Here is a 25,811-nt window from a genome sequence, read left to right on the forward strand (position 1 = left end):
TGTTCCTCCCTATCCGACCTGATGCGGCTCATTTATCATATTGACGTCCCGGTATTGCAAATCGTATATCTTTTTGTAATAGCCGTTCTTGGCAAGAAGCTCGTGATGATTGCCTCTTTCACGAATGCTACCTTTATCGAAGACAAGAATTTCATCTGCGTGTTTCAGTGAAGAAATGCGGTGAGCGATGATAAAGGTTGTGCGGTTTTTCATGACTTCTTTTAACGCAAGCTGTATGCTGTGCTCCGTTTGCATATCTACTGCACTTGTGGCGTCATCTAATATTAAAATGCTCGGGTTTAAACAGATGGCTCTGGCAATAGCAATGCGCTGCTTCTGGCCTCCAGAAAGCCCCAGCCCCCTTTCTCCAAGCATGGTGTCATATCCGTCAGGCAGTTCCATAATAAAATCGTGGGCCTGAGCTCTTTTTGCCGCATTTATAATGTCGTCCATCGAAGCATCCGGCTTCCCGTATGAAATATTTGATCGAATAGTAGATGAAAATAGGAATGATTCTTGAAGTACAACTCCAATATTTGAGCGAAGGGTTTTTAATGAATAATCTGTGATAGGTTTATGATCAATGGTGATGATTCCGCCTGCAGGACTGTAAAATCTAGTGAGGAGCTGTGTGACTGAGCTTTTTCCAGATCCTGTAGGACCCAAAAGTCCGATCATCTTTCCGCTTTTTGCTTCAAAGCTTACATCGGAAAGCGCGTTCGTTTGTTCATTTCTGTATGTGAGAGTTACATCTTTGAATGAGACATCTCCGGTTAACTTTGGCTGATGTAAAGCATGAACGTGGTCTTTGATGTCTTCCTCTTCATCAAGAATGTCTAACAGACGCTCTCCTGAGGCTTTTGCCTGAGAAAACATATTAATCACAAAACCTAAGTTCATAATCGGCCACATCATATAATTGACAAGACTGAAGAAAGCGACAAGCTCACCCGGATTCAGCTGATTTTGCATGACCAAATAGCCGCCGTATGAAAGAAGAGCCACAATACAAATATTGCCGATAAACTCCATCAGCGGAAAATAAGCAGACCAGATGGATGACGTTTGTAAATATTTTGTTCTGTAGGCCGCATTTGCCTTATTAAAGGCGCTGATTTGAAAATCTTCTCTTGATAGTGACTTAACTGTGTTGATGCCGCTGATATTTTCCTGCACCTTTGTATTGAGCTTTGCAAACGATTTTCTGATGCCTCGGAAGGCGGGGTGTACTCTTTTGTCAAACTGATATACCGCGACCGCCAGAAAAGGCAAAGCAGCGATTGTTACCAGCGTAAGCGGAACCGAATAGTAAAACATGACCGATAAGCTGATTGCAACCAGCAAGCCGAATCGAATAAACTCAGCAAGCCCGTAGGATAAAAAAAACCTGAGCCCTTCAACATCGGCTGTCAGCCTGGACATCAAATCACCTGTTTTTGCGTTGTCATAGTAAGAAAAAGAAAGCCTCTGCAGTTTTGCATACAGGCCATTTCTCAGCCGATAAACAGATTTGATGCCAAACATATCACCTAAATACTGATGAAAAAAAGTGGCGGTTCCTTTTACAGCCATAACCGCAATAAATCCCAGACTGATCCATGCTGCAAGCTGATACTGCCTCCCCAGTACGATCTCATCAATCGTAATTTGCAGAATGATTGGATAAACGACCGTAATGGCTGTCATCAAAAGCATCGCCACAAGCGACCACATAAACACCTTTCTGTACGGCCAATAAAATGCTTTTAATCTTTTAAATGTCTCCATACCCAGCACCCTTCCAGTTTTTTCACCCTTACTATATCGATTCCAGAAATAAATTTCTATTATTTTTCAAAAATTCAATCTAATGGTGGAGATAGTCTCTTACTTTATATGGCGGGACTTATGTAAATAAATGCTTACAGAAAATCATTGTATGCAGGATGATGAGCAGGATATGCCAAAAAAGAGGGATATGACTTTTAACGCAAAAACCGGACGGCTTTATCGCCGTCCGGTTTTCATCCCCCGCTGACAGGTGGAATAACAGCCACCGTGTCACCGGAAGATACTGAGGTATTTTCTTTGACGTAGTTTTCATTTACAGCAATCATAGCCGTATCAATTGATTCAAGTCCGTATTGTTCCTTTAATACCGCTTTTATATCATCGATTGTTGCTTGTTCCATATCAATTTCAAGCGTTGACGTGCCGGCCTTTTCAGCAAGTCCCGCAAACAAAAGAATGTTAATCATGCTGCTCTCCCTCACTTACATCTGGTTTTCCATTCGGATAAGCTGTTGTCTCAAGCTGGTCACCGATCCATTGCTCTCCGTCTTCCCAAATTTCTTTTTTCCAAATAGGCACAATCTGTTTAATGCGTTCGATTGCATACTCATTGGCTTCATAAGCGGCTTTTCGATGGGGAGAAGACACAGCGATGACAACTGCCGCTTCGCCGATATCCAGTACACCGATCCGATGTGTGATAGCAGCCGAAGCACCTTTCCATTTCTCTTCTATTTCAGCCCCGATTTGGGCCAGCATCTGCACAGCCATCGGTTCATAAGCCTCATATTCCAGCCGGATTGTTTTTTTTTCCGTTTGTCCACTCCCGAACTGTCCCGATAAACGTGGTAATAGCTCCGGCTTCCCGTTTCTCTACTTTTTTTATGATATCTTCAGTAACGATGGGTGTTTTCGTAATCTCAAACCTTCCCATTACACAGATTCCCCTTTCAGCTGTGAAAGCACAAAATCAACTGCGGCCGGATCATCCGCGTGAAAAACGGGTAATCCTTGGTGTGCAGCCATTTGTTCTTTTTCTCTGTATATAATTGCGATTATATTTACTGCCTGCAGTTCAGCCAGATCATTCTTATCTCGTACTATTACTACTTTAGGATAAGGAGCTTTTTTAAAGCCTTCTATGAGCAGGCAATCCATATCAAGAAAGCGATATAACTCGATCAGCTGCGGGAGATCCCATTTACGGCGGGCCGTAAGCTGTAAAACACCCGCTCCTTCTACTGCTGTTACTTCAGCTCCCGCAGCTTGGTAACGGTCAGTGTCTTTTCCTTCAGTGAATGCTTCCGGTTCACCGCCATGACCGTGATGCTTCAGGCAGCCTGCATGCAGTCCCTGTTGTGCGGCTTTTTTAAGAATACGCTCTATCAACGTTGTTTTTCCGCTGTTTTGGAATCCTACAACTTGGACGATCGGGAAAGGACGGACCAAGGCCACTCACTTCCATTCTCTTCTCTGATCAGCAGCACGTGGACCGTTCTGCCTGATTCGTAACCTCTCGTACCGCCCGGCAGGATGATAAACGCATTCGCTTCTGCAAGTGAAGTGACAGAGCTTGACTTATCTAATCCAACGGGAGCCGCTAACAGCTTTCCTTCCTGATGGTGTACATAAGCACGTACAAATCGGGTAAAAGGATTCGGCTTCGGAAAGTCCTTAGTCAAAACAGCTTCTGCGCAAATTGGATGCGGTTTATCATGAAGCAGCCATGACCGGATCATCGGTTTTACAAACAGTTCAAAACCGACATAGCATGCCGACGGGTTTCCTGACAGCCCAAACAGCAGCATATCGTTTGCATGAGCCACAGTCGTTACACTTCCCGGGCGCATAGCAACTTTATTAAAGAGCACATCAGCTCCGAGCCTTTCATAGATTTCAGGCAAAAAGTCAAAGTCACCCACTGACACGCCGCCTGTTGTGATTAGAAAATCAACCTTTTCCATTGCTTTCTCGACCGCAGCAAAGCTTTGATCAAGATCATCGGAGATTTTCCCTAAATAAAGAGGTGAAGCGCCCGCTTCGATAACTTGTGCATATACCATACTGGCGTTGCTGTTACGGATTTTCCCCGGCTCCAGCGGGTCACTGACATTCAGCAATTCAGTGCCGGTAGCGATAATCCCGACAACAGGCTTTCTCACGACAGGCACAGAAGCGTATCCAAAGGTTGCCAGAAGAGCTGTTACCCCCGGGGTAATTCGCGTGCCCTTTCTGACTAAAACGCTCCCTTTTTGAGCATCTTCACCTGTTTTTGAAATATTGTCCCCTGGCTGGAAGCGGCGTTTTAAACACATAAACGGCTGACCATTCTCTTCAAAGGCTTGAGTCAGCTCAATCATGACCACGGCATCCGCGCCTTTTGGAATTTGCGCACCTGTCATGATCCGCACTGCCTGAAACGCAGCAAGTTCTTTCTCAGATACAGCTCCTGCTCCGATATGGTCAATGACCTCAAAGCGGACAGGGTGCTCGCGTGAAGCTTCAGCCGTATCACATGCTCTGACAGCAAAACCGTCATATGGCGAACGGTCAAATGCAGGCACATGGTGATCTGCCGTTACATCTTCAGCTAAAAATCGGTGAAGGCTGTTTTCAAGCGCCACCCATTCTGTTTCCCCTCGTTTTTGAAATCGGCTGACACGCCGAACAGCTTCATCTACCGGTATCGGTGTTCTTTTCTCCAGCATTCTGAACCCTCCTGTTGTTACAATCCGATTACTCTTGCCAACACAGAATTAGCTTCTTTCACTTCACTTGTTCCGTGTATCAGAGCCCGTCCGTCATTAAAAATGACGATTCTGAAATTTTCATAATAGATATGAAGCAAAAATGCATTGGCCTCTACCTTGCCGATTGTTTTCAGCCGACTGGCGAGCTCCTGCTTCGGTATTCTTTTTAATGACTCTGATCTGACTTGAACCGTATTACGGCCGCACAGCACAGCAGCTTTTGGCGTGTTCCAGTCTTGAAGATAAGGATAAACTGCGTGTGCGCCGCATGACGGACAATCTTCGACTCGTACATTGCTAACGTTGATTTTCATATGTGAATTGTTCCAGACATCAAACGTGACAAAGCCGCGCTGTATCGCTTCTGTGTTTCCCGTTAACAGTTTCAGCGCCTCCGCCTGCTGATAGGCTGAAACCATATGGACCGCAGGCGGAATAATCCCCGCTGTATCGCACGTCGCTCCGCCGACAGGAATTTGCTCAAACAAACAAGACAAACAAGGTGTCTCCCCCGGAATAATTGTCATGAACATCCCTTGGCTGCTTACACAAGCGCCATAAATCCACGGTGTCTTTGTTTTCTGAGCTAGATCGTTGATAAGCATGCGTGTTTCAAAATTATCTGTTGCATCGATGACAACATCCGCTTTTTCAATCAGCGGTTCAAGCGTTTCAGCCGTCCCCTCTGTAACGTATGCCTCAATATGTATGCCGCTGTTAATAGCGGATAAATGTTCTTTGGCAGCCATAGCTTTTGGCATGCGGAGTTCCGCATCGCTTTCTGTATAGAGCTGCTGCCTTTGCAGATTGCTCCATTCTACATAATCACGGTCAATGATGGTGACGGTTCCAACTCCCGCTCTCGATAGCCCTTCAGCTCCGGCTGTTCCGAGCGCTCCTGCTCCTACGATCAGCACGCGGCTGTCTGCCAGTCTTTGCTGTCCCTCTTCTCCAATTTGCTTAAATCTGATTTGCCGTGAATAACGCTCTTCCATCAAACCTGATCTCCTTATCTTTTATGTCAATCATACCATGATTTCCCCCCGTCAGTCCCAGCAGGAGAATGTCTTGAGTTCATTCAAACGCCTATAGTCATGTCGTGTATTAATATTCATAAACTCTTCCGGCACTGCCGCGATTTCCTCTGCCTGTACGTACCGAACTGAAATACGGTCTAAGAAATCTGATAGTTTTAATTTTTTCTCAGATAGCTGTTCATATAGAATAGGCATGATCCTTTTATGATACAGTGCTATCAATGGCTGCACTCTTCCGCCTGATATCGGGATGACTGCGTCCGTATCGGCAGTTACCATGCGCCTGAGCTCCACCATCGTCCTTTTTCGTATCAGCGGTGTGTCACAGGATAGAATCGTATAAAGGTCACCGTCTGTCTTTTCAAAAGCAGTATAGATACCAGCCAATGGGCCCATTCCTTGGAACGGCTCCGTGTCTTGATACACTTCGGTTTCGCCATTCTCTTGAAATCTATCGATAAACTCGGGACGACTGATGATGACCACTTGCTCACCCAGCGACTTTTTAGCCCATTCGTAAAACATGCGGCCTCTCCATTTTACAAACGCCTTGGGCTCCCCAAACCGGCGTGAGGCTCCTCCTGCTAAAAGTACATTTATATGTTTCATGCTCTCACCTCTAGTTACCAAAAGCATAGCAAAAGCAAGGTCCCAACGCCAATGCTTGTCTGTTTATTAAAGAGGAATAGCTGTTCAGTATTTGCATATTGTAATGTTAACATCATGAGGGAGATGGTTCGATTGAAAAGAACAGGTCCTTTTTTCCATGACGTGTCACAGGAGAACCTTTATTTAAAATCAGAGCTGTCAAGGTGCCGTAAACTAATTTCCGAGCTTGAGGCAAGCTACTTCCATCAGAAAAATAACAAACTGCTCAAAGAAAATACCAATATGAAAGAAAAACTTCAGCAGCTGTCCGCTGAGCTAAAGCAAATGTCAATGAAAGAACAACACGCCTCCTATACGAGCCATACACTGCATCAAATGAGAGCCGAACTGCTCGATAAAATCGTCACCTTGCAGGAGCTTCTTTCCGCAGAAACCTACAAACGCAAAACCGAAATCGAAGAAAAACATAAGCTTCATATCGAAAAAATCAAAATTGAGGAAGAAAATAAAAATTTGCATAAACAAATTATTCATCTTAATACCTCTATCCAGCGGGAACAGAACGAATTGTTTCAAGCGAAGCAGCAAGCTGAAACGATAAAAGCCGAAAACGGACGCTTGAAAGAGCAAATGATAGAAAAAGAATACCAGCTAAAACATATCAAAATAGAAATAGATCATATGAAAGACCGAATCATAGAAACGAAAGAAAGGCTGCTTGAAATAGAAAAAACGAAAGAAAAACTATTTCAAGAAACTATTATTTCGTACAAACGGCAGCTTGATGAAAGTGATGCCTGGATTGCTTCTCATTTTGCCGATATTGATGGCGGTGCGAAACAGAAAGAAAAAACGGCAGAAGAAGCTCAAACCGTTTACGCACCGTCAAGTCATGTAGAGACCATCCTTGAAGATGTCACAAAACAAGTAAATGAGCTTCAAAAACAGCTGACCAGAGCCCAATCATCTGACCAGCTTATCAACCATAAAATTGAAGAGCTGAAGAGCCGTGCCGCCGAAGAAAAACCTTATCAAAAATGGGTGTATAAGCTTAATCTTGAAAAAGAAAACAAACCTTCACCGAAAAAAACCCAATAATAAAAAAACTGCTTGAGCTCCCAAGCAGTTTTTCTGTGTGCTTATTCTGTTGCTGATTCAGCTGATTCGATGTCACCCTCTAAAATGTACTGGCCGCGATACGGTTTTTTCACTTCCGGATACATTTTAATTAAACTTTGCATAAACGTTGTCATATTAGGGATTTCAAGACCGCTTTCCTTTTCAATCTCTTTTTGAAGTTCGGAGCTCTTAATTGCCGCGTTGTGGCGTTTTAATGTTTTAATAGCCGCTTCACGCAGTTTAGCTGCTTTAGATCCCGGTCTTGCCGTTCCTCTTCTTCTTCTAGTCGCTCCATCTGGTATACCGGCAGGAAGAGAGGAAATAGATTGAAGCTGAGGCTGGGCGGACTGCTGCTGTGATGGCGGCTGATAGCTTCTGATTTCCTGAGCTGCAAGCTCGGCGAGAACTGGCAGAGAGTCAGTTTTTCTTTCAGAACGGAACTCCTTTTTCGTTTCGGAAGTGCTTCCATTTCTGTCCAGCTCTCTTAATTTTGCGTATATTTTATCGCGTTCAATTTGATATTCACGAATGACTTTTACTTCAGCTTCATTTAATTGTTCTAATCGCAAGCGCAAAGCTTCTCTTTCATTAAACATTCCTCAATGTACCCCCTATCAGAATTAACATCTTTAATTAAGATATTAGATTACAAAAGTAATTTTATCAACTATTATTTTAGCATTTTACTATTATATTTACTCTATGAAAAATTCCTTATTTTCTAAAAATGTTTTATTTTTTAACAGACCTCTTTATTCACAAGGGTTCAAGAGCTTATGTCAGTCATTTGGAATAAAGTTGAAAATATATCTTTTAATTACTTCTTTAATGAAATTTAGTGTAATATCTACAATTTTCGCGTGCAGGGATATGAAAAATATCTAAATATGCAGAAAAACATAAGAAATTAGGTCTCGTTTTTAGAAGATAAATCATTAAAAAGCGTTTTTCTTATACCCAAATATGGAAAAATAAGCTTCTTACTCTTTTCCTTTTTTGCGCAAATAAAAAAACCTGATTAGGATCAGGTTTTTAATTTGCGCACAATTATTCAGCTTCTTGTTCTGTTTCAGCCAGAACGCGGTTCACACGTTTTTCAAGCATTTTCATGCCGCTGCCGCCGGCTTGAAAATGACGAAGCTGTCCGGTTTTATCAAACACATAGTACGCAGGCACATACTCGTTTTCAAATGCGTCGGTTAAGGCATGGTCGCTGTCAACAAAAATAGGCTGAGTAATGTCATGTTCAGCAGCTACTTCTTTGATTTTGTCGAGATCCAGGTCATCTTCGGAACGAGGCATATGAACAGCTACAACGTTCAGCTTGTCTTGATATTTGTCACGGAATTCATTCACCTGCGGCATTGCTTCTTTGCACAGGTGGCAGCTGATGGACCAGAAATGAATAAGTGTCGGTTTTTCTCCAATCAGTTGTTCTTTTGTTACTTCACCATTGAACCAAGCTTTTTCTCCTGTCAATTCAGGCATTGGCTGACGTAATTTCATCGCTTTTCCCTCCTAGTGAGCAGTAAGAGTCAAAAAGGCCTAACGAATTGTTAGACCTTTTTCTTTCGTTCTCAAAAAGAATTAAAGTGTTTTTTGACCTGGTTTCCAGTTAGCCGGGCATAGTCCGCCTGTTTGAAGTGCTTGAAGTACTCGAAGCGTTTCATCAACGTCACGGCCGATGTTGTTATGGAAAACCGTTTGATATTGTAGCTCGCCTTCAGGATTGATAATAAACAATCCGCGAAGTGCAACGCCTTCTTCTTCAATTAAAACGCCATATTCACGGGATACTTCATGGTTAGTATCAGCAGCAAGCGGATATTTCAGCTGACCAAGACCATTTTCTTTGCGGTCTGTGTTGATCCACGCCAAGTGAGTATGGATTGTATCAGTTGAAACGCCGATCACTTCAGCATCAAGATCTTCGAATTCGTCATAACGGTCAGACATCGCTGTAATTTCTGTCGGACAGACAAAAGTAAAGTCCATTGGATAGAAGAAAAGAACCGTCCATTTATCGTTTTTCATGTTTTCTTCAAGACTTACTTTGCCAAATTCCTTATTTGCAAGGACTGCTTCCATTTCAAAACGAGGAGCTTGTTTACCTACCATACGTTCTGCCATATGTATCCCTCCAATTGATAGTTTGGCTTTAAAAGCCAGATGAACAAGAAAATAAAGGAAAATATTCCTTATTTCGTCAATAACCTCACAATGACTATTATATCGAACCGCATTTTCCCAGTCAATTTTTAACAAAGAATACATGTCTTTGCCTTCGACATTTTACGGTAAAAAGTTTAACATGTTCATGTATAGGGAAACAAACTTTAACATGCTGCAACACATTCAGAAAGGAAGCTCCAACATGGATTTTATTACACAGTATGATTGGACAGGTCTTGTCACCAGTGCGGGTGTTTTACTCATTAAGCTCGTCATTATGATTTGCTTCTATTTTATCGTTCGATCTGTAGGCATGAGAATTATTAAACATCTATTTGCAAAATTTGAAGCCCAAAACAGCCTGTCTATCGGACGCGCTCACACGCTCCGAAGCCTGACACTTAACGTATTTGCTTACATATTGATTTTTATTTTTTTCGTTATGGTTCTGGATTTGTTTCATTATGACCCGAGCGCTCTTTTAGCAGGTGCGGGAATCGTAGGTCTGGCGGTCGGTTTTGGCGCCCAAGGCCTTGTCAGCGACATCGTGACAGGTTTTTTTATTCTGCTTGAAAAACAATTGGATGTCGGAGATTATATAACCGTTGCGACCTTTGACGGAATTGTGGAGCAGGTCGGTTTAAGAACGACCCAAATCCGCAGCTTTGACGGCACACTGCATTACATTCCGAACCGGAACATCACAAATGTAAGCAACCATTCCCGCGGCACGATGCAGGCGCTGGTTGATATTAAAGTCCCGGCTGAAAGAAACCTCGATGAAACCATTCACATCTTACAACATGTATGTGACGAAACGGCAGCTGCTCTTCCGCAAATAAAAGAGGGTCCTAATGTCATTGGCATTCAAGAGCTGGGAACCTCTGAAATTGTGATCAGAGTCATTGCCAAAACAGAAAATATGGAACAGTGGCGGGTCGAACGAGTGCTGAGAAAAGAAATAAAAACCGCACTCGACCGCGCTTTTCCTAAAGAAACAGAATAACAAAAGAACCGAAGCTTTTGCTTCGGTTTTCACTTTACTGAATTCTGCTTTCAACTTCGCTGCAAATTTCTTCAGCAGTCATCCCGGAAGCTGTAATGACCGGTGCTTGTGTTACTGTATCGGCAATACCTTGCACATTGTTGTCTAGCCCTGTTACGACACAGCAGTCACAGCCTTTTGCATCTGCAGGACTTTTCATCATGACAACGTCATATCCTTTTTCTCTTAATGCAGCTTCTACATCTGATAACGACTGTTCAATTCCTATTTTTTTTGTCATAAAGAACACCTCCGTTAAATAGGGTGCTCATCATATGGCATTTTATTCTTTCCATTGTACTTAATTGGCATAAACAGAAAAATAACCTGTCATCACGTTAACCGCTGTTTCGATCGCATTTTCATCAGGATTCAGCTTCGCGTGATGGAGACCGTGCGCGGAATCAGCGCCGAGCCAGAACATGAAACCCGGGTATTTTTTCAGCATGTAGCCAAAATCCTCTCCTGTCATCGCTTCTTTTGCTTCGATTACTTGTGCCAATTTTTGCTCAGCAACAAAAGACATAAACTCCTCTGTGAGCCCGCTTGTATTGTAAACTTGGTGATACACAGACGGATACGTCACTTTTCCTTTACAGCGGAAGCCGATTTCGATTCCCTTTACTAAATCTTCGATCCGTTCCTTTACCTGCTTCATGGATTCTTCAGAAAGCGTGCGGATTGTGCCTTCCAGGTGAGCTGTTTGCGCAATGATATTTTGCGCGGAGCCGCCCGTAATCGTACCGATAGTAATCACAGCGCTGTCCAGCGGGTCTGTGTTTCTGGAGATGATCGTTTGCAATTGAGTAACGAGTGTGCTTGCCGCTACAACCATATCCTCAGCTAAGTGCGGATAAGCGGCATGCCCCCCTTTGCCTTCCAGGTCAATGACAAGCTCTGATGTATTCGCAAAAAGCAAACCGCTTTTTGTCGCAATGGTGCCGACCGGAAGCTCTGGAGCAATATGAAGCGCAGTGATGAGATCGGGCTGCCACTTTTTTAAGACGTCGCTCTCAAGCATCGGTTCCGCTCCGCCTGGCCCTTCCTCTGCCGGCTGAAATAAAAAGAGCAGATCATGCTTAACAGGGTGATGAACAAAGTGGTCGATGATGCCCAGCGCAACCGTCATATGCAAATCATGTCCGCAGGCGTGCATGTTGCCGTGATGCTCTGATGCGAATGGCAGCCCTGTCTGCTCTTCGATTGAAAGCGCGTCAATGTCCGCTCGGTATCCGAGCATTTTGTCCGGCGCTGTTCCGTTCACTTTCACAAAAAGTCCGGTTCTCCATTTCTCAATTTCAATTCTGTCTTTCGGATATTGCTCCAAGACGTTTAATAAATATTGCTGTGTTTTGAATTCCTGAAATCCAAGCTCGGGAATACGGTGCAGATCTCTGCGAATTGCAATGAGCTCCTCTTTCTTCATTTTCATTTCCTCCTGCCTATACGAATAAGGCGTGGATATATCATCCACGCCTTTTTGATCAAATCATTCCTTACAGCTGGCGTAATTCCTGCTTGATTTCGGTTTTGCCTTTTGTTTTCTCATCGATATCTTTAATTTTCTTAGCAGGTGTTCCCGCAACAACTGTGTATGGCTCAACATCGTTCACTACGATCGCTCCCGCAGCGACAACAGCTCCTTTACCGACTGTTACACCTTCGAGTACGACAGCATTTGCACCGATCACAACGTCGTCTTCAATGACAACCGGTTTAGCGGATGGCGGCTCAATAACGCCCGCAAGCACAGAACCCGCACCGATGTGACAGTTTTTACCGACAGTAGCTCGTCCGCCAAGAACAACGTTCATATCGATCATTGTACCTTCTCCGATAACTGATCCGATATTGATAGAAGCCCCCATCATGATGACTGCGTTATCGCCGATTTCAACTTGGTCGCGGATGATCGCACCCGGCTCGATGCGCGCTTTGACATCTTTAAGATCAAGCATAGGAATCGCAGAGTTGCGGCGGTCATTTTCTACCACGTAATCTTCGATTTTGCTTTGGTTTTCTTCAATTGCTGTTTTGATTTCGCTCCATTCACCGAAAACAACACCAGTGTTTCCATTTAGAAAAGCTTTCGCAGATTCACCGAAATTGATTCCTTCCAGCTCACCTTTTACATAAACCTTTACAGGTGTAGATTTTGTGCTATTTTGTATAAATGAAATAATTTCATTTGCGTCCATCATTTTCATATGTATAGTCCTCCTCCTGATTTTCTACATCATTACTGTATCAAAGGAAAGATACAAAGACAAGAAAAAAAGGAAACAGCCGCTCGGCAGTTCCCTTTGCATCTATCAGACAGCACAGCCGCTTTTTCTGGCAAATTGTCTGCCGAATTCCTTTAATACTTCTTCTTCTTCCCCTTCAGGATTCATTTCAACCTTTACGGAAGGAAGCACAATTTCGCCGCCTCGTTCTTTTATTTTCTCTTCAAGCGTATCTACAGCACCGCAGAAATATTCATATGCTGTATCACCGGAACCGAAAACGGCGCATGTTTTTCCGGTAAAGTCAAGGGCTTCCATTTCTTCGGCAAGGTCAAGAAATTCGTCAGGCAGATCACCGTCTCCCCATGTATAGGTTCCTAAGATGATATGTTCATAATCATTAAACAGCTCGGCATCATCAATGTCCATCGCTTCAAATCGGTCTACTTCCGCTTCCGCCTCCTGAAGACCCTTTTCAATCAAATCAGCCATGGCTTCTGTGTTGCCTGACATCGTTGCGTAAACCAGCAAAATCTTCCCCAATTCCGTATTCCTCCTCTAATGAATCATTGCTGAAACTTCGTACGGCTGGACAAATTTACATTCATACAAGCCTGCACAAAAGAAATTTTCTTTTTGATTGGCGACTCTCCATCCATGACCTTTAATGGTATCGAACCATTTTAGCTCTCGGGCCTCAAGATCAGCCTGATAAATCCTCGAATAGCCATTTTCGTCTTGAGCCGTTGTGACATAAATAATGCCATCATCCTCTGAAATATCAAGAAACGATTCTTCTTTTTTGATCATGCTGGAATGTATCGTGACTTCTTCAGCCGTTAAAATATGTTGTGCAGTGACGGCTCCGCGCTTTCCTTTTGCAGAGCCCATTGCAGCAACCAGCCATTTTTCATCGAACACAAGCATGGATGCCGTCATACGGCTGTCTTCTTTTTTTACCATTCGGAGAGCGCCTCGTTTGAAATCGTAAGCCCAAATCCCTCCAAAACATTCGTGTATTTGTGTACCAATATAAAGATTCCCGCCATGCAGACACAGTGAACGGATAACAGGCGGATGTTCAAATTCCGCAAAGGGTTTGGCAACCCGCCACGAAATACCGAAGTCTTCTGATACATAAATGCAGTGCTTGCCATGGGCGCAAACAAATCCATCATTCCTGCCGGTAATCGACCACACTGTCGCATTTGTCGGGAAGCTCGACATCGTCCAGCTTTTCCCTTCGTCAGATGAACGAATGATCGTTCCCTTTTCACCGACACCGAATAAGTAAGGACCGATGTAACTGATGCAGTGTATTTTCGCTTTTAAACGAAAAAGCTTTTTCCAGCCTTGTTCCAAAGAATAATGAAAAATGCCTTCTCTTTTTACTGCCACAAAATAGCCAGAAAACGCCGATGCCGCAACAGCTGTCGCCCCTTTATGAAACATGGCTTTTTCCCTTGTTCATAAAGTCTGCCCATGCAAGAAAACCTCTTGCAAATTCTCTGCAGCTTTCCACGTCATCATCCGTTTCAGGGGCAAGCTCAATTTTAAGTGTTTCTTGATAGACAGCAGCTCCCGCCTCTTGCAGCATGTCACTGAACAAATTGACAGCTTCGCAAAACTTTGGATAAGAGTAATCCCCCGAGCCGAAGCAAGCTGTTTTCAAACCGTTCAGCTGGAGCTGCTGAACCTCTTCGAAAAAGTCCTCTGCTTCGTAAGGCAAATCGCCATCTCCCCATGTGTAGGTGCCAATGAGCACATAATCATAAGAAGTCAGAGCCGATGCCTCCGCGTCATCCATATCGATGCAATCAATGTCTAGACTATACTCCTGCAGCGTATCTTTTATAATTCCGGCAATGTCTTCGGTATTTCCTGACATGCTGGCATATGTAATCAAGGCTTTTGCCATGTTATCACCTCATAATTGATAATGATTTTCAATATCATATGTATCACTTTAAATGATAATGATTTTCATTGTCAATATATAAATAAAAAAAGACAGCCTTGTGCTGTCTTTTCTCTTAAAATGGGTGCTCTTGATCAAGCATCTCCTTTACAACTGAAACAAAAGCTTGAACTTGCTTCAGTTCAAAAGCAGGTTCATAGCCTAATAACCAGGTATCCCGCCCTATAGGGTTGCCTTTAACGTCTAACAGAGGCATTTTATTGACTTTGTCTTCGTTCTGAAGGGTAACAGACGGTAAAATCGCATATCCGATCCCGTGCAGCGCCATCTGTTTGCACGTTTCAATCTGATCAACCAATATAGTCTGTTTTGGCGACGTTTTAAATTTTTGATGCCACCAATGCTGAATCTCCTGAAAATAAGTGCTGTCGCTTTTAAATTGGATAAACGGCCGTTCTGTATGAGCAATTTCTTCTATACAAGAGATTTCAGTGTCGACTAAATACAGATGGTCTGTCATTAAATAGTCTTTGCGGCCTTTCCACTCGGGGTTTCCTCTAATAATGCCAATATGAACCTGATCCTCATAAAGGCTTTTCAGCATTTCGCTGCTCCAGCCGGTAATGAGCGAGACCTTTGCATTCGGATACTTTTCCACATACGTTTTTAGAACTTTTGGAAGCCAATGCTGGCCGATGATGGAGGCGACGGCAAGCTTCAGTGTGCCGTGAATTTCCCCTTCGAGCTCATCGATATTTTCTCTAATTCTGTCCTGCTCTAACGTAACGTCATTCGCAAACTGAATGATTTTCTCTCCGGCCGGCGTTACTGTCAATCCTTTTTGGGATCTTAAAAATATCTTTGTCCCCCACGCCTTTTCAATGGTTTGTAAACGCTGAGATAAAGCCGGCTGGGATACAAAAAGCCGTTCCGCCGCCTTTCTCATATTTAACTCCTCAGCTAAAACTACGAGCATATGAAGCTCTTGAAGCTGCATGTCGTCCTCCTTTTTATTATCAATAAGTTTTTCTTATCTTCTATTCTAATAAAATCTTAGTTTATGATTCAAGTCCTTTTCACCCCAATTTATGTATGCGCTTTCTTTATTGCTCTGCAAATAGAATAAAAAATAGGCTGAGCAGCCTACTTGTTTAATGAGCGAATATGCTTATTCAATTCCTTCAAAACCACTCTTCTTGTGAAAATCCCCTCAAAGACCTGATCATCATTTTCAACGCAAACAAACCCGTTATCAATGACCATGCTGAATCCTTTGATAATCGGATCATTTATATGAAGACGCGGAATATCAGTCAGCATAACTTCCTCAACGGTAATTTGGTCAAGCTTTTCAAATTCAATTCTTTCAAGACCAAAAATGCTGTTCATGATCATATTGGTTCCTATTAAGCCGTGTAAACGATATGACGCATCCAGCACCGGGATGGCTGTGTACCCTGTTTTTGTCAGCACTAATAAAGCGTGCTCCAGGTTGTTCCCAACTTGAACGTGCGCTACTTTGTCCGCCTCAATCATAAATTGTCCGACTGTTGCCTCAAGAAGCTGATCTGATTGCAAGCTTATCATGTTTTCGACCCCTTTTCATTTTCATCAACACATACATTCCCTATACTACAATAATATAAACTTTATCAGTATTTGTCGAAAAGTTTCCCTCAATAAAAAAGATACTCTTTGGAGGAGTATCAATTATAAGGTGTGCCATTAATTTTCAAATCGAAATCGGTCGTATAGCGTTACAAGTTTTTTGTAGGTGGTTCCGTCAACGTTTTTGGTTCCTGTCTCTATATCGTTGATCTCACTGCTTAAAAGCTCGATAGCATACTCATGATTGATCAGGATATTCAGCAGAAGTTTTTGTTCTTCTTCTGTAAATCGTTCACCGATAAGACTCATTCGTAATCAGGCCCCCTGTTTTATACTGAATACCTCTGAAAGCAAGAAAACTTACTTTCAGCTCTACCGCTAGAATAAGTAATCAGAAAACAATCGTCAACCGCATAATTCGACATTTCCCTCGGCTTGCGAGCCGGAATTATTTTGTAAAACGATTTGCATAGCTGAAGGCTGTGTATGAATCCGGTTTGATTTTAGCCTCAATCCCCATTGAAGTTATGCGCCCTGTCATTTCTTGAATCAGTTCTTTTGTAAGCCCTTTTTTCCCAATATCCAAGTGAACCTCAAATGTAAGATCCGCCCCTTCGCCTGTAAAAGGCAGGAGCAGATCGGTAATATCCATCAAGTGTCCATCCAGAATATAGGCGGCTGTTTCTTGACTGTACGCCGTTTCTAACGAAATCTTTTCACGAAGGCTATGTATGGGTCTGTCGACTGCGTGGTTTTTCAAGCAGCCCCAAGCTCCCTTGCCTGTACGATGCAAATGTAATGCAGTAATAAACTTTGTGTAATCACGATAAACCTGTGAATCGGTTCCGATCGATAACACATATGAAGAACGGGGATCCCTTCGAATAAAGGCTTTAAGCCGCTCCATCACATCTTGAAAGGTCATCTGTGCTTCTGAAAGATTATAAAACAGAAAAGAATCGGCCATGACGACACTCCTTTTCAAGGATTTACAACCATGAAACAAGTATGTTCCTTACCGTTTATTTCGATTACATGCTGCAAAGCGAAAGCTTGTTTTCCCTATATCAAGAGTCTTACTGCAGAAGTTCAAAGATTTCGATTGAAACCATGTCGATATTATCAAACGGATATGTGTTCGGCTTTTCACCTTTTTGGAAAACCGTCAGTTCAAACGTTTGATTTTTTTCGAAATATTTAACACTGCATATTTTCTCACCATTTACTTCGAAGTAGCGCTGCATTGGCTCGTTAGCCGCTTCCGCCGTTTCTTGCAGACTTTGCAGCCGTGTGATGATACCCATTAATTGTGACATTCTAAAAAAAGACTCCTTTCAAAAAACAACTTCAAATCAACAAGTATTTATTATAATACAAGTTCTATTGAGCATCATACCATAAAGTCGGACAGGATGGCATTTTCCCTGCTGAATTTAAGAAAAGAAAAAAAGTGAAAAAACTATTTTTACGTAGTTTGAGGCTTTTTTTGGAATGTCATACACACAATTATGATTTTTTTGATATTCCGGCAGAATCCAACAGCCTTTTTGCAATTTCGTCAAAATCCTCTTTTGAAATCCCGGGAGCAAATTCCTCCGGCACTTCTCTGAAATCAGGAACGGGCGCTCCCTTAGGGCTCCCCTCAATGACATGAAGCTCACTGCCGTCTATCGGATGCTCACCTTTCCAGATTTTATTGATATCCTTGTAATCGGTATCACTGAATGTATACAGCTTCGTATGAATTCCCTGCTCTTCGAATTTTCTGGCTGTATCAAAATGTTTATTATCAAGGTTCGGGATCGGAAGCATTTTGCCGATATTTACGCCAGTCGCAATCTCAAGCGCTTTGGCATACGCCACGATATGAACGCCGCCGCGCACGAGCAAATAACCGATCATTTCTCTGGCCACCGGGTGATCTGTCATTTCATACACTCTCATTTTGTGAGTTCGGGCGCCGCATTCCAGGAAAAAGTTATGGAGCAAATCCAGCACCAGGTTTCCGCTGTTAAACACATTTTCACCGGTCCAGGCTTTCCCCATCGAATCAAACGGATAAGACGTTTGAGCCGTTTCAATAAAATGCTGGGAATTTCGTTTATTTTTTGCATCTCTCATCGGTGTAACGTCGGGATCACCTTTAAATGTCGAACCTGTCAGCATTAAGGATATCGTATTAGACACAAGCTCAACATGGCCGAATTCTTCAGCGGTAATGCTTGATACGAGATCGTAAAACGGTTTTAATTTTTTCTTGCTGCGAAAGTTAAAGGACTGGAACATATAATTATTGAGAGTGGACATTTCACCAAATTTGCCGCCTAACAGCTCTTGAACCGCCGCTGCCGCATTTGGGTCAGGATGTTCTGGGGTTGGAAGGTCAATAAGCAGTCTGTTGCTCCTTTTGAACATGTTTTTACCTCCTAGTGCCGTTGTTTACCACTAATAAGGTTTATTGTTTCTATGGATTGTCTTATTCGTTGACAAATAAAAAACTTGGCGGGGGTAGCGCCAAGCTTTTCGGATCTTGATCTGATAGAGGGGTTGGGGAACAGAGAGTAGCTTCTCTCTATAATTAAATGATAATGATTCTCAGTATCAATGTCAATCGTTTTTTGATATTTTTTTCAATTCATAAAAAAACGGCTCTTCAGCCGTTTAAATCAATCCATCCTGCTCATATAAATAAGAATACGGCAGGTCTATAAATAAATATATTTGATCATCCATCGGATATGAAAACGTTCTGATCATTTCGCCTGTTTCCAAATCGCTGTACAAATCACTGAAAAACCCTTTTCTGAGGTTTCTCATTCTCATGATGTTCTCCAGAAAATAAGGACGCCAGCTCCAGTTCTTCTCCGTATACTCCGGCTGGTAAATCCATTCTCCGTCTTGTTTAAAAACATTTCCAGTCAGCTGATCGCCTTCTCCATCACAGATATAAATTCTAAAGCTGCAATCCGTCAGCTCTTCCGCCAGCTTTTTAATAAAATCATCATCCGGGGACTGGCTGTTTTTCCGCAATGATGTAACAGCTTGGTGCACCCGTTTGTAAAACTGTTCAGAGTGCTCATAGACGGTTTCTAGTTTCTTTTTCTCATGAGTGATAAATTGGTGAAATTCAGTCTTAAGTCTTCGCTTCAATACATCTCTCTCTAAAAACGTTTCTGACGGGGACACCAAATAATAGCCCTGAAAATAGCGGCCGCCGTTTCTCCATGCGTATTGAAGCTGAAAATTCGCCTCAATATCTTCGTAAAGCAGCGCCGCACCGATTTTTCTTGCTAATAATGAAATGCTGTACAGCACATGCTCATAAGACGGAGATGGCTGTGAGATTTTCAGCGCCTGTAAATCGATTTTTAACAAATCTGGCGATAGCAGCGCAATTCTGTCCAGATTGCTGCTTTCTTTTCCGATATTATCAACTGCAATTTTGATTCCGTATGTACGATAGTAGGCAAGCATATGGTAAAGCTGCTCAATGTCCCCTTCAAAATTGTGCTCCGTAATTTCAAGCACGAAACGATGAAGTTCGATCCCTCTCGCTTCATATTCTTTCAGAAGCTCAAGAAAGCTTTCGCCGTGATCAAGCATTAAAAGATTGGCATCCTGATTCATAAAAATCAGCAGATCAGAATCCGCTTCTAAAAAGCGGTCAAGAGCCTGGCGGATAATTCTGTTATCAACCTCTAATTTATATTCTTCGGGTATCCCCGCATCTAAAAAAAAAGGTCCGAGACTTTGAATTTCTGAATCTGCCAATATACGTCCCAGCACCTCATATCCGACGATTTTCTGCTCCTCGGCACTGAAAATCGCCTGGTAATATGGGAGGACATCATCAATGTTCGTTAAAATATCAAGTGGATCCAACATGTTATCACCTGCTTCTCTATCTTTGTCTGATTATACCACATTGAATCCAAAGTTTAATATGCTTTAAAACGGATAAGGATTCAGCCATTGCCCCCCATCCAGAGTGACACATTCCCCATTCATATAGGACGCTTCATCAGAAAGCATAAACGCGGCCAAAGCGGCGATTTCCTCGGGTGTGCCAAGCCGGCCGAGCGGCACACTGTTCAGCGTGCGGGCCTTCGCTTTTTCCGATTCAAATAGCTTCTCTGCACCGCCTGTTCGTTCAATTGGACCGGGTGCAATCGCGTTTGTGCGGATTCCGTATTGACTGCCCCACTCTACGGCAAGAGTTCTAGTGAGCGACAATACGCCAGCTTTTGCCGCAGCGGAATGAACAACCCCCGCTCCCGCTCCCCACGCATATGTGGCGGCCATATTTAGAATAACACCCCTCTGCTGATGCTCAATCCAGTGCCTGGCTGCGGCTTGGCTGCAAAAAAACGTACCATTTAATACAATCTCAATTACCGCTTTCCATCCATTGGGCGTGAGCTTTTCTGCCGGGCAAATAAAATTGCCGGCCGCATTATTAATAAGTGCATCAAGACGCCCAAACACATGTAACGCTTCTGCAGCCATTTGTGCTGCCCCAGAATCAGAACGGACATCCATTTGAAAACAGGCAACTTGGCCCTCAAAGGTTTCAATTTCTTTTTTTGTTTCTTCAAGTGCTTCATGGTTCCGCCCTGTTATCATGACATTCCAGCCTAATTCGGCCTGTTTTTTTGCCATTGCTTTTCCCATGCCGCTTGACCCGCCGGTAATAATAACAACCTTTTTTTCCATTGTATGATCCCTCCTGTTATGAATGAGTATTCATTCAATATTATTCTATCATTATACGCAAGCTTCTGTCAGCACATGCTGAGATGAGATTTTTTCAAGATACAGGTGATATAATAGAAAAACTCTACTAAAGGTTGGTTTGAAATGAAAAAGATGTCCAGAAGACAATTTTTAAAAGGAACGCTCGGCGTTTTTGCGGCCGGGGTTTTAACGGCCAGCGGGGGATATGGCTATGCCCGCTATCTGGAACCGCATATGATTGAGACTACTGAGCACACGATTAAAAGCTCTCTCATTCCCCATGGATTTGACGGTTTTAGAATCGTGCAGTTCAGTGATACACATTTAAGCGATTATTTTACGCTTGAAGACTTTAGAACTGTCATCCTGACGATCAATGAAACTAAGCCTGATTTAATTGTTTTTACCGGGGATATTATCGATAACCCTGATACGTATCAACATTATCAGGCAGTGATTCCTTTTTTGAGAAAGCTGCAAGCACCCTTCGGCAAGTTTTGTGTTTACGGCAATCATGATCACGGCGGCTATGGAACCGATGCTTATAAAAGCCTGATGTCATCAGGAGGTTTTACGGTATTTCGCAACGCCTATCAAAAATTGGCGCTCACAGACGGCAGCGAAATTGAGATCGCTGCGCTCGATGATTTAATGCTCGGCAAGCCCGATTATGAAGGCACCCTATCGAAACTAAGCGAGAGGCTGTTTTCCATTCTGCTCGTCCATGAGCCTGATGCTGCCTTGAATACAAAAACATATCCTGTCAATCTGCAGCTATCCGGACACACACACGGCGGGCAGATCCAGCTGCCCTTCTACGGACCGCTTATTACGCCTCCGTACGGAAAAGTCTATACCGAAGGAATGTACCAAACAGGCGACACTCATATTTATGTGAACCGCGGCCTCGGGATGACGAGACTGCCTTTGCGATTTCTGGCTAAACCTGAAATCACAGTCTTTACATTAAAAAGCACAACTTAATGTAGCAGAATGGGTTCCTCATCAATACTTATAAATAAAAAAGGGAGGATGAGGAAACTGCTTACGTACCAGATTAAACAAGGCGATACACTCACCAGCATCGCGGCCGATTTCAGAATCAGCACTGCTGCTTTGATTCAAGCCAACCCATCGCTGCAATCAGGAGTTATCGCCGGACAGCGCATTGTCATCCCCGGTCTGCCAGACCCAAATACGATCCCATATCATATTGCAGTCTCTATTGGGGCTAAAACCCTTACTTTGTACCAAAATAATCAGGTAATAAAAACTTATCCGATCGCCGTCGGTAAAATACTGACACAAACACCAACTGGCGAGTTCTACATTATTAACCGCCAACGCAATCCCGGCGGCCCATTTGGCGCTTATTGGCTGAGCCTTTCAAGGCAGCACTATGGAATACACGGAACGAATAATCCCGCTTCGATTGGCAAGGCTGTGTCTAAAGGCTGTATCCGCATGCATAACAAAGATGTTCTAGAACTCGCTTCAATTGTGCCAAACGGAACAAGAGTCATGATTAACCGGTAATGTTTTCTTATTTGTTTCAAAAACAGGCGGTTTATAATATGATAAAGTGGGACCTTTAGGGTAAGGAGCGTTTTTATGGATATATTTAAAAATCGTAATTTTGTTCGTCTATTTTTCGCAGCACTCGCTTCTCAAATGGGCACGACAGTAGGCAACATGGCATTTGCTTTTTTCTTGCTGGACCGCTTCAGCAGCCAGCCTTCTTATACAACCTTGGCTGAACTGATGTATTCCCTTCCTACAGTATTTGTGTTTTTGCTTGTGGGAGTCGTTGCGGACCGGTTTGACAGAAAAAAAGTCGCGGAAAACTGTGATTGGATCAGAGCCGCCCTGACTGTCGTACTTTTTTTCACTTTATTTACCGGCAATATTCCTCTTGTTTTCTGTATTTTGTTTGTCAGAAGCGCTGTAACCAAGTTTTTCTTTCCTGCAGAAAACAGTTTAGTACAAGCCATCCTGCCGAAGGAGCATTATGCGAAAGCGGCCGGGCTTAATCAGATGCTTTTTAGTATCTTTATGGTATTTGGCGTTGGAATCGGTGCTTTTATGTATAACACAATCGGAATTCATGGAGCGATTATTCTTGATTTTGTCAGCTTTATTATTTCCGGCCTGCTTATCCGCACCTGCCGGATTCCGAAAGAAGCCAGACAGCCGAACGGCACATTTAACTGGAGACAAGCTTCCGTCAAGGATTCGATAAACGATTTTAAGGAAGGCATTGTCTACATTTTAAAAAACAAGCTGCTGGCCTCTCTTATTTTCGGTTTCTTTGTTTTTGGTTTTGTGAACGGAGGATTTGCTGTATTGCCAATGTTTACAATGAAGTATGGACTGGCCCCCGACCGTTATGAATGGCATACATCCGTTTTTACGATCGCAATCGGGTTTGGGCTTTTGGCAGGAAGTGTGATCGGCACGTTAATCTCTAAAAAAGTGAAGCCTCACTTTTTAATGTCGGTGCCGATTTTAATTGCGGGCTTGCTGATTTTTGTCCTTGGCTACACCAAAGTTTTATGGGTGTACTACGCGACTACTTTTATACTGGGGATGTGCATCGGTCCGGTAAACATCGCCATTGGGGGATGGATGCCTAAGATTGTCCATCCGAAGCTGATGGGACGTGTAAGCGGCTGGCAAGATCCTTTTATGATGTTTGCGCAGTCTTTGACACTTGGCTTAGTGGCGCTGTTATTCCCTAAGTTTGTATCAAACATCGATTATCTGTATTACGGCATGGGCGTTTTCATCTTAGCTGTTTTCATTTTCTATTTTGTCGCACTGCCAAAATACAGTGCGCAGGCTGTGGAAGTGAATGTACAGGAAACATTTCAGGCTCAGCCGAAAAAGAAAGCAAAATCTGTATAATATAAGTTGAAAATGCGCTTTTTTTCCATAGAAAAAGCGCATTTTTGCATTCAATATTTGCATTTCAACCTTAAAAAAGTATAATCTAATCATAAGAAATTTGATAAGAGCAAAGGAGAGAAATAATGGACGACCATGCATACTCGAAAGATCTGCAGCCAACCGTAGAAAATCTTTCAAAAGCAGTTTACACCGTGAACCGCCATGCAAAAACCGCCCCCAACCCTAAATACCTATATCTGCTGAAAAAACGGGCTTTGCAAAAGCTTGTCAAAGAAGGTAAAGGAAAGAAAATAGGGCTTCATTTTTCAAAAAATCCAAGGTTCAGCCAACAGCAATCGGACGTGCTTATCTCAATCGGAGACTACTATTTTCACATGCCTCCAACTAAAGAAGACTTCGAACATCTTCCGCATTTAGGTACACTTAATCAGTCGTACCGAAATCCAAAAGCTCAAATGTCTTTAACAAAAGCAAAACACCTATTGCAAAAATACGTCGGCATGAAAGAAAAGCCGCTTGTGACGAATCGCCAGCAGCCCGCTTATCATAAGCCTGTCTTTAAGAAACTCGGCGAGAGTTATTTTTAATAAAAAAAGCCGATGCCACTTATGGCATCCGGCTTTTTTTATTAATCGATCACATACGTATCCACTTTTTTAATCAGATCGCTGATTTCCGGCTTGCTGATTTGCTCATCAGCGCCGACCACTTCTCCCCGGTGACGCAAATCATCTGTAATTAATGATGAGAAAATCATAATCGGCACATCAGAACTCTTCGGATTGTCTTTAAGCAGCTTTGTCAGCCTGTGTCCGTCCATTTTCGGCATTTCAATATCACTGATGATCATATCGATCTGTTCTGTTAAATCATTGCCGCTTTCGGTAAGGTTCATGATATAGTCATATGCGTCTTTTCCATTCTCAAACGCTGTAATATTGTTGTATCCGGCTTCGGTTAATTCATCTTTTAAGAGACGCATCAGAAGCGGTGAGTCTTCTACAATGATAAGCTTTTTATCAGTTCTTCTTTCATCAAAGCCCTCGGTATGCATATTGTACGTATCAACACCTGAGTCTGATTCGATATCATAGATGATTTTTTCATAATCAGGCAAAAAGATCATCGCTTCTTCCAGTTTGATTATGCCTGTGAGATGCCGCTCCATCCCTTGATTTAAGGAAGTCGGTTTTTCAATCGCTTCCCATGAAACCCTGTGAATTTGAGAAACAGACCCGACATGGAAAACAATTTTTCGCTTATTAAATTCGGTTACGATATACTTCTCGTCTTTTGATCCCTCAGGCTCCACCCCGAAAAAGGAAAACAGGCTGATGACTGGGAGAATTTCTCCTCTTAGTTTAATCATTCCTTCTACATGCTGGTGGGAGTGAGGCACTGATGTGACCTCGACAGGCTGAATAATCTCTCTTACTTTCATGACGTTAATGCCGAAAGCATTGCCACCAACGCCAAACTTCACAATTTCTAATTCATTTGTACCAGAATCCAATAAAATTTCGTATTGTTGTAACGACAATTCAATCCCTCGCTATTCGCATTCAGTATTGTACTGTATATATCGGCGAAAATTATAAAAAATGAATGGTGAGGCTCTTCAAAATCCTATTCTGCGACAGTTATGCTGATAACCTTAAAAAAAGAAACTTTTTTCCTAATGACCATTGACTTTCCAACTGACAGTGATAAAATAGTCAAGGATTTTTCCAAAGAAGGGTGTAAATAATGGGTACTTTAGTAATATTTAAAGAAAATGAAATGACTGTTTTAGAGGATATCAGTGAAGAGACTTATCTTCATATGAAGAAAGAATCTGCTGATCTTCAAGAAGAGCATCCCCCGTACATGATTTGGCACGAAGACCTTCATTTTGACTATGGTTATTGATGAAATTGG

General features: G+C 42.7%; 31 protein-coding genes and 1 pseudogene. 7 read left to right on the forward strand and 25 right to left on the reverse strand.

What is annotated here, in order from left to right:
• Positions 1 to 9: 9 nt before the first annotated feature.
• The 7 genes and pseudogenes from H7F27_RS13215 to H7F27_RS13245 form a co-directional block, all read right to left on the reverse strand.
• A complete protein-coding gene (locus tag H7F27_RS13215) occupies positions 10 to 1,767 on the reverse strand; it encodes an ABC transporter ATP-binding protein (RefSeq protein ID WP_185848001.1) in 1,758 nt (585 codons plus the stop codon).
• A gap of 236 nt (positions 1,768 to 2,003) precedes the next feature.
• Positions 2,004 to 2,237: a molybdopterin converting factor subunit 1 gene (gene moaD / locus H7F27_RS13220; RefSeq protein ID WP_024121237.1), complete on the reverse strand. Its 234-nt coding sequence runs from the start codon at positions 2,235 to 2,237 to the stop codon at positions 2,004 to 2,006.
• Positions 2,230 to 2,704: pseudogene (locus tag H7F27_RS13225) on the reverse strand (molybdenum cofactor biosynthesis protein MoaE). Before H7F27_RS13225 ends, moaD begins: the two are co-directional and overlap by 8 nt.
• Positions 2,704 to 3,225 carry a molybdopterin-guanine dinucleotide biosynthesis protein B gene (mobB, locus tag H7F27_RS13230; RefSeq protein ID WP_101860671.1) on the reverse strand — a complete coding sequence of 174 codons (522 nt, stop codon included), beginning with the start codon at positions 3,223 to 3,225 and terminating at the stop codon, positions 2,704 to 2,706. Before mobB ends, H7F27_RS13225 begins: the two are co-directional and overlap by 1 nt.
• Positions 3,186 to 4,478: a molybdopterin molybdotransferase MoeA gene (gene glp, locus H7F27_RS13235; RefSeq protein ID WP_024121234.1), complete on the reverse strand. Its 1,293-nt coding sequence runs from the start codon at positions 4,476 to 4,478 to the stop codon at positions 3,186 to 3,188. Before glp ends, mobB begins: the two co-directional genes overlap by 40 nt.
• A 17-nt stretch (positions 4,479 to 4,495) precedes the next feature.
• Positions 4,496 to 5,515: a MoeB/ThiF family adenylyltransferase gene (locus H7F27_RS13240; protein WP_185848002.1), complete on the reverse strand. Its 1,020-nt coding sequence runs from the start codon at positions 5,513 to 5,515 to the stop codon at positions 4,496 to 4,498.
• Positions 5,516 to 5,566: 51 nt separating this feature from the next.
• A complete protein-coding gene (locus H7F27_RS13245; protein ID WP_185848003.1) occupies positions 5,567 to 6,166 on the reverse strand; it encodes a molybdenum cofactor guanylyltransferase in 600 nt (199 codons plus the stop codon).
• 132 nt (positions 6,167 to 6,298) lie between these two features.
• Between H7F27_RS13245 and H7F27_RS13250 the strand changes: the two genes are divergently transcribed.
• A complete protein-coding gene (locus H7F27_RS13250) occupies positions 6,299 to 7,264 on the forward strand; it encodes a coiled-coil domain-containing protein (RefSeq protein ID WP_024121231.1) in 966 nt (321 codons plus the stop codon).
• A gap of 41 nt (positions 7,265 to 7,305) precedes the next feature.
• Here the strand turns inward: H7F27_RS13250 and rok are convergent, their stop codons facing one another.
• From rok to ahpA, 3 genes are all read right to left on the reverse strand, one after another.
• The gene (rok, locus tag H7F27_RS13255; protein ID WP_024121230.1) at positions 7,306 to 7,881 is read right to left on the reverse strand and encodes a transcriptional regulator Rok; all 576 of its coding nucleotides are present in this window, start codon (positions 7,879 to 7,881) and stop codon (positions 7,306 to 7,308) included.
• Between the two features lie 451 nt (positions 7,882 to 8,332).
• On the reverse strand, positions 8,333 to 8,791 hold the full coding sequence (ykuV, locus tag H7F27_RS13260; protein ID WP_024121229.1) for a thiol-disulfide oxidoreductase YkuV: 459 nt from the start codon (positions 8,789 to 8,791) through the stop codon (positions 8,333 to 8,335).
• Positions 8,792 to 8,872: 81 nt separating this feature from the next.
• The gene (gene ahpA / locus H7F27_RS13265) at positions 8,873 to 9,415 is read right to left on the reverse strand and encodes a biofilm-specific peroxidase AhpA (protein WP_010334066.1); all 543 of its coding nucleotides are present in this window, start codon (positions 9,413 to 9,415) and stop codon (positions 8,873 to 8,875) included.
• A gap of 244 nt (positions 9,416 to 9,659) precedes the next feature.
• Here ahpA and H7F27_RS13270 point away from each other — a divergent pair, with 244 nt between their 5' ends.
• Positions 9,660 to 10,463, forward strand: a complete 804-nt coding sequence (locus H7F27_RS13270; RefSeq protein WP_185848004.1) for a mechanosensitive ion channel family protein — start codon at positions 9,660 to 9,662, stop codon at positions 10,461 to 10,463.
• Positions 10,464 to 10,497: 34 nt separating this feature from the next.
• On the opposite strand, the gene H7F27_RS13275 is transcribed toward H7F27_RS13270, so the two are convergent.
• From H7F27_RS13275 to fadH, 14 genes are all read right to left on the reverse strand, one after another.
• Positions 10,498 to 10,743 (reverse strand): YkuS family protein, encoded by a 246-nt coding sequence (locus H7F27_RS13275; RefSeq protein ID WP_010334064.1) that lies wholly within the window; start codon positions 10,741 to 10,743, stop codon positions 10,498 to 10,500.
• A 60-nt stretch (positions 10,744 to 10,803) separates the two neighbouring features.
• The gene (locus H7F27_RS13280) at positions 10,804 to 11,928 is read right to left on the reverse strand and encodes an N-acetyldiaminopimelate deacetylase (RefSeq protein WP_185848005.1); all 1,125 of its coding nucleotides are present in this window, start codon (positions 11,926 to 11,928) and stop codon (positions 10,804 to 10,806) included.
• Between the two features lie 70 nt (positions 11,929 to 11,998).
• Complete coding sequence (gene dapD / locus H7F27_RS13285) at positions 11,999 to 12,709, reverse strand: 2,3,4,5-tetrahydropyridine-2,6-dicarboxylate N-acetyltransferase (protein WP_024121226.1); 711 nt, start codon at positions 12,707 to 12,709, stop codon at positions 11,999 to 12,001.
• A 105-nt stretch (positions 12,710 to 12,814) separates the two neighbouring features.
• Positions 12,815 to 13,270 (reverse strand): flavodoxin, encoded by a 456-nt coding sequence (locus H7F27_RS13290; RefSeq protein ID WP_024121225.1) that lies wholly within the window; start codon positions 13,268 to 13,270, stop codon positions 12,815 to 12,817.
• Positions 13,271 to 13,285: 15 nt separating this feature from the next.
• Positions 13,286 to 14,179 (reverse strand): WD40/YVTN/BNR-like repeat-containing protein, encoded by an 894-nt coding sequence (locus tag H7F27_RS13295; RefSeq protein WP_185848006.1) that lies wholly within the window; start codon positions 14,177 to 14,179, stop codon positions 13,286 to 13,288.
• On the reverse strand, positions 14,169 to 14,645 hold the full coding sequence (locus tag H7F27_RS13300; RefSeq protein ID WP_127695335.1) for a flavodoxin: 477 nt from the start codon (positions 14,643 to 14,645) through the stop codon (positions 14,169 to 14,171). Before H7F27_RS13300 ends, H7F27_RS13295 begins: the two co-directional genes overlap by 11 nt.
• Before the next feature lie 115 nt (positions 14,646 to 14,760).
• The gene (gene ccpC, locus H7F27_RS13305; RefSeq protein WP_185848007.1) at positions 14,761 to 15,642 is read right to left on the reverse strand and encodes a transcriptional regulator CcpC; all 882 of its coding nucleotides are present in this window, start codon (positions 15,640 to 15,642) and stop codon (positions 14,761 to 14,763) included.
• A 146-nt stretch (positions 15,643 to 15,788) separates the two neighbouring features.
• Entirely contained in the window at positions 15,789 to 16,232 is a 444-nt protein-coding gene (cbpB, locus tag H7F27_RS13310) for a cyclic-di-AMP-binding protein CbpB (RefSeq protein ID WP_024121221.1), read from the reverse strand.
• Between the two features lie 138 nt (positions 16,233 to 16,370).
• The gene (abbA, locus tag H7F27_RS13315; RefSeq protein WP_003218673.1) at positions 16,371 to 16,562 is read right to left on the reverse strand and encodes an AbrB antirepressor AbbA; all 192 of its coding nucleotides are present in this window, start codon (positions 16,560 to 16,562) and stop codon (positions 16,371 to 16,373) included.
• Between the two features lie 139 nt (positions 16,563 to 16,701).
• Positions 16,702 to 17,220, reverse strand: a complete 519-nt coding sequence (locus tag H7F27_RS13320) for a ribonuclease H-like YkuK family protein (RefSeq protein WP_024121220.1) — start codon at positions 17,218 to 17,220, stop codon at positions 16,702 to 16,704.
• A 109-nt stretch (positions 17,221 to 17,329) separates the two neighbouring features.
• On the reverse strand, positions 17,330 to 17,569 hold the full coding sequence (locus H7F27_RS13325; RefSeq protein WP_003218671.1) for a YkuJ family protein: 240 nt from the start codon (positions 17,567 to 17,569) through the stop codon (positions 17,330 to 17,332).
• A gap of 190 nt (positions 17,570 to 17,759) precedes the next feature.
• A complete protein-coding gene (locus H7F27_RS13330) occupies positions 17,760 to 18,668 on the reverse strand; it encodes a manganese catalase family protein (protein WP_103671621.1) in 909 nt (302 codons plus the stop codon).
• Between the two features lie 246 nt (positions 18,669 to 18,914).
• Positions 18,915 to 20,138, reverse strand: a complete 1,224-nt coding sequence (locus H7F27_RS13335; protein WP_024121218.1) for an EAL domain-containing protein — start codon at positions 20,136 to 20,138, stop codon at positions 18,915 to 18,917.
• Positions 20,139 to 20,201: 63 nt separating this feature from the next.
• Positions 20,202 to 20,966, reverse strand: coding sequence for a 2,4-dienoyl-CoA reductase (fadH, locus tag H7F27_RS13340; RefSeq protein WP_127695339.1), 765 nt, complete (start codon positions 20,964 to 20,966; stop codon positions 20,202 to 20,204).
• A 144-nt stretch (positions 20,967 to 21,110) separates the two neighbouring features.
• Here fadH and H7F27_RS13345 point away from each other — a divergent pair, with 144 nt between their 5' ends.
• From H7F27_RS13345 to H7F27_RS13360, 4 genes are all read left to right on the forward strand, one after another.
• The gene (locus H7F27_RS13345) at positions 21,111 to 21,971 is read left to right on the forward strand and encodes a metallophosphoesterase (RefSeq protein WP_185848008.1); all 861 of its coding nucleotides are present in this window, start codon (positions 21,111 to 21,113) and stop codon (positions 21,969 to 21,971) included.
• Positions 21,972 to 22,028: 57 nt separating this feature from the next.
• The gene (locus H7F27_RS13350; RefSeq protein WP_081638296.1) at positions 22,029 to 22,523 is read left to right on the forward strand and encodes a L,D-transpeptidase family protein; all 495 of its coding nucleotides are present in this window, start codon (positions 22,029 to 22,031) and stop codon (positions 22,521 to 22,523) included.
• Positions 22,524 to 22,598: 75 nt separating this feature from the next.
• Positions 22,599 to 23,891 (forward strand): MFS transporter, encoded by a 1,293-nt coding sequence (locus tag H7F27_RS13355; RefSeq protein WP_024121212.1) that lies wholly within the window; start codon positions 22,599 to 22,601, stop codon positions 23,889 to 23,891.
• A 125-nt stretch (positions 23,892 to 24,016) separates the two neighbouring features.
• Positions 24,017 to 24,481 carry a YkyB family protein gene (locus H7F27_RS13360; protein ID WP_024121211.1) on the forward strand — a complete coding sequence of 155 codons (465 nt, stop codon included), beginning with the start codon at positions 24,017 to 24,019 and terminating at the stop codon, positions 24,479 to 24,481.
• A 41-nt stretch (positions 24,482 to 24,522) separates the two neighbouring features.
• Here H7F27_RS13360 and cheV read toward each other — a convergent pair whose 3' ends face one another.
• Positions 24,523 to 25,434 (reverse strand): chemotaxis protein CheV, encoded by a 912-nt coding sequence (gene cheV / locus H7F27_RS13365; RefSeq protein WP_101860663.1) that lies wholly within the window; start codon positions 25,432 to 25,434, stop codon positions 24,523 to 24,525.
• Positions 25,435 to 25,640: 206 nt separating this feature from the next.
• Here cheV and H7F27_RS13370 point away from each other — a divergent pair, with 206 nt between their 5' ends.
• Positions 25,641 to 25,802 (forward strand): hypothetical protein, encoded by a 162-nt coding sequence (locus tag H7F27_RS13370; protein WP_003238943.1) that lies wholly within the window; start codon positions 25,641 to 25,643, stop codon positions 25,800 to 25,802.
• Positions 25,803 to 25,811 lie beyond the last annotated feature (9 nt).

It is taken from the genome of Bacillus sp. PAMC26543 (assembly GCF_014250375.1).
GTDB classification, from domain to species: Bacteria; Bacillota; Bacilli; order Bacillales; family Bacillaceae; genus Bacillus; species Bacillus halotolerans.